Source organism: Pseudomonas sp. TJI-51, assembly GCF_000190455.2.
Classification (GTDB): domain Bacteria; phylum Pseudomonadota; class Gammaproteobacteria; order Pseudomonadales; family Pseudomonadaceae; genus Aquipseudomonas; species Aquipseudomonas juntendi.
Genome location: NZ_AEWE02000056.1, coordinates 11,662 through 15,382 on the forward strand (window position 1 = coordinate 11,662; position 3,721 = coordinate 15,382).

Genomic DNA, 3,721 nt, shown 5'->3' on the forward strand with positions numbered 1-3,721 from the left:
GCGGCCTTGTGTCGCGATAGGGCTGCAGAGCAGCCCCAAGGCCTGCAACACCGGACCCCGCCATGACCGACAAACCTACCCTGCACCCGCGCAACCGGCACCAGGGGCGCTACGACTTCCCCAGCCTGATCAAGGCCCACCCTGACCTGGCCCGCTTCACCATTACCAACCCCCACGGCAAACCCAGCATCGACTTCGCCAACCCCGAAGCCGTTAGGGTATTCAACCGTGCCCTGCTCAAGGCCCAATACGGCATCCAGCACTGGGATATCCCCGCCGACTACCTGTGCCCGCCCATTCCCGGCCGCGCCGACTACATCCACGTAGCCGCGGACTTGCTGGCCACGGACAACGCGGGGGAAATTCCCAAGGGCGCCCAGGTACGCGCGCTGGACATCGGCGTGGGTGCCAACTGCATTTACCCGCTGCTGGGCCACAGCGACTACCGCTGGCGCTTTCTCGGCTCGGATATCGACCCGGTAGCCCTGGCCTCGGCCAAGGCCATCGTCCAGGCCAACGGCCTGGGCAAGGCCATTGCCCTGCGCCAGCAGGCGAACCGGGGCCATATCCTCAGCGGTCTGTTGCAGCCAGAGGAGCGTTTCGACCTGACCCTGTGCAACCCACCCTTTCACGCCTCCCGCGACGAAGCCACCCGCGGTAGCCAACGCAAGTGGAAGAACCTGGGCAAGCAGGACCCCAAACGCACGCTGCCGCTGTTGAACTTTGGTGGCCAGAACAATGAATTGTGGTGCGAGGGTGGCGAAATCCGCTTTGTCACCCAACTGGTGAGCGAAAGCGTGCAGTACGCCGGCAGCGTGTTGTGGTTCACCAGCCTGGTGTCAAAGGCCAGCAACCTGCCGGGCATAGAGGCTGCACTGAAGAAGGCCGGTGCCAAGGCCGTACGTGTCGTCGAAATGGGCCAGGGCCAGAAGCAGAGCCGCATGGTTGCCTGGAGCTTCCACGACGAAGCGGCACGCCAGGGCTGGTACGCCCAGGGCCGATCACAGGCATGAAAAAACCGCGCCCGGACAAGCCGGGCGCGGTTTCGTCAAAGCAGCAACAATTACTTGTTGATAGCGTCGGTCAGCACTTTGGCTGGCACGAACTTGACGACTTTCTTGGCAGCGATTTCGATGGCAGCGCCAGTCGAAGGGTTGCGGCCAGTGCGGGCAGGACGCTCCGAGACTTTCAGCTTGCCGATACCTGGCAGGGTGATTTCAGCGCCGTTTTCCAGCTGGTCAGCAACGATCTGGCCCAGTTGCTCCAGTGCGTTCTTGGCGGTGGCTTTCGGCGCGGCGATCGACTCGGCGATGTCGGCAATCAGTTGGTCTTTGGTCAATGCCATGGTGGTGTTCCTTCCCTATCAAATTCGATGGTTATGCAGCGAACGACGACGTTATCGGGCCAGCCCCTTGTAGTGGAGGGCCGCGCCAATTGGGTATGTAGATACTCAAATCGGCGTTTGGTTCGACACGACGGCAGCGCGCTGCCGGCAATGCGCCACGCGTGGGGCGCAAGACCGCGCAAAGCTACCACAGGAGTGGATAAATATCCGCAGCGTACTTCGATTAAATGCAGGTTTTTCAGGGGTTTTGGCTTTAAACGTACAAAAATGAACAAAAAACGAACAACCGGCATTTCGGCCAACATCCGGCCACTGCACCACTGGGTGTCTGGGTTAAACTTGGCGACTTTTGCAGCTCGCCGAGAATTTCATGCCTATCCGTCATTGCATCGTTCACCTGATCGACAAGAAGCCTGATGGCAGCCCCGCCGTGCTGCACGCCCGCGATAGCGAATTGGCGGCTTCCGACGCCATCGAAAACCTGCTGGCAGACCTGAACGACAGCTACAACGCCAAGCAAGGCAAGGCCTGGGGCTTCTTCCACGGCGAGTCGGGGGCCTACCCGCTCAGCGGCTGGCTGAAACAGTACCTGGAAGGCGACACAGACTTTACCGCCTTCAGCCGCCAGGCCGTGGAACACCTGCAGAAGCTGATGGAGGAGTCCAACCTGTCCACCGGCGGTCACGTGCTGTTTGCCCATTACCAACAGGGCATGACCGAATACCTGGCCATCGCCCTGCTGCACCACAGTGAAGGCGTGGCGGTGAATGCCGAACTCGACGTCACCCCATCCCGTCACCTTGACCTTGGCCAGTTGCACCTGGCGGCGCGCATCAACCTGTCCGAGTGGAAGAACAACCAGAACTCCAAGCAGTACATCTCGTTCATCAAGGGCAAGAACGGCAAGAAAGTCTCGGACTATTTCCGCGATTTCATTGGCTGCCAGGAAGGTGTCGACGGCCCGGGTGAAACCCGCACCCTGCTCAAGGCTTTCAGCGACTTCGTCGAGAGCGAAGACTTGCCGGAAGCATCCGCCCGCGAAAAGACCCAGACGCTGGTCGAGTACGCCACTACCCAGACCAAACTGGGTGAACCGGTGACGCTGGAAGAGCTGTCCAGCCTGATCGACGAAGACCGGCCCAAGGCGTTCTACGACCATATCCGCAACAAGGACTACGGCTTGTCGCCGGAGATTCCGGCGGATAAACGCACCCTCAACCAGTTCCGTCGCTTTACCGGGCGTGCCGAAGGGCTGTCGATCAGCTTCGAGGCGCACCTGCTGGGCGACAAGGTGGAGTATGACGAGGCCGCCGGCACCCTGATCATCAAGGGGCTGCCGACCACCCTGGTGGACCAGCTGAAGCGACGCAAGGACTGACGGCCCATGGGCCGCGCGACCTGCTCCTGCAAGCATCGCGACCTCCTGTAGGCGCGGCCTTGCATCGCGATGGGCCGCAAAGCGGCCCCGGCACCCTCAAGCCGAACCCACCAGGTAAGCCGCCACCAGCGCCTCTTTCGCCGACTTGCGCAGCCGTTTCACCAACCGCTCCTGGCGCAATGCCTCGCCCTTGTCCGGCCATTGCTCGACATACACCAGCGCCTGTGCCGGGCTGGTCTTGAAGTACCGTGCCCCCCGCCCTTTCTGATGGGCCAGAAAACGCCGCTGCGGGTCATCACTGACCCCGCAATACAACGAACCGTTGGCCGCCCTGACCAGGTAGACATACCAAGGCTTGCCAACGCCTGCAGGGGCAGCTTCACACACCCTGGGCCTGCTGGAACGCGCGCAACCCCTTGAAGGCCTGTGCGCGAACCTTGTTCTGCACCAGCGGCGACCAACCCAGCAATACCCCTGGCATGCCCAACGCCTGCCGCGACCAGCGCCACAGGTCGAACGTATCGTCGTGCTGGCAGATCAAGCCATCGCGGATGATGAAGCGTGCCTGGATATCATTGACCACCACCCGCCCCGTCTGGCTGAACAGGTAGGTCGCCACCCAGTGTGCGGCACCGCTGCGCTCGTCGGCGCGTACGCTGTCGAAGGTGAGGGTGAAGTCTTTGGCGCGCGTGGTCAGCATGCGCCACATGTCGCCCGCGTCCTTGCCACGCAGCGTACCGAAAACCGGATCGCTGAAAACGATATCGTCGCTGTAGCAGGCGATCATTGCCTCGGCGTCCAGGCGCTGGAAGGCCTGGTAGAAGCGCGTAATCAAATTGCGGTGGGCGTCACTCATGGGGGCTGGTCCATCCTGGGGTCGAAAGCAGCACGATAATCTGACCCGGTTGCTTATGCCAGCTTCCGCCGCAGCATCTTCAGCGCCTGTGAGATCGAGCGCCGCCCGCGCGGCGCAATCGCGAGCTGCGCTCGCTCCTACG

At 61.9% G+C, this 3,721-nt stretch carries 5 protein-coding genes; 2 read left to right on the forward strand and 3 right to left on the reverse strand.

From position 1 onward, the window contains the following. Nucleotides 1-62: 62 nt before the first annotated feature. A complete protein-coding gene (gene rlmF, locus G1E_RS13150; RefSeq protein WP_009687045.1) occupies nucleotides 63-1,013 on the forward strand; it encodes a 23S rRNA (adenine(1618)-N(6))-methyltransferase RlmF in 951 nt (316 codons plus the stop codon). A gap of 50 nt (nucleotides 1,014-1,063) precedes the next feature. On the opposite strand, the gene G1E_RS13155 is transcribed toward rlmF, so the two are convergent. Further along, entirely contained in the window at nucleotides 1,064-1,345 is a 282-nt protein-coding gene (locus G1E_RS13155) for an HU family DNA-binding protein (RefSeq protein WP_003255106.1), read from the reverse strand. A gap of 370 nt (nucleotides 1,346-1,715) precedes the next feature. Between G1E_RS13155 and yejK the strand changes: the two genes are divergently transcribed. Continuing rightward, a complete protein-coding gene (gene yejK, locus G1E_RS13160) occupies nucleotides 1,716-2,723 on the forward strand; it encodes a nucleoid-associated protein YejK (protein ID WP_009687046.1) in 1,008 nt (335 codons plus the stop codon). Between the two features lie 96 nt (nucleotides 2,724-2,819). Here yejK and G1E_RS13165 read toward each other — a convergent pair whose 3' ends face one another. Then, entirely contained in the window at nucleotides 2,820-3,110 is a 291-nt protein-coding gene (locus G1E_RS13165) for a GIY-YIG nuclease family protein (protein WP_009687047.1), read from the reverse strand. Next, nucleotides 3,103-3,579, reverse strand: coding sequence for a nuclear transport factor 2 family protein (locus G1E_RS13170; RefSeq protein WP_009687048.1), 477 nt, complete (start codon nucleotides 3,577-3,579; stop codon nucleotides 3,103-3,105). Before G1E_RS13170 ends, G1E_RS13165 begins: the two co-directional genes overlap by 8 nt. Between the last annotated feature and the right edge of the window lie 142 nt (nucleotides 3,580-3,721).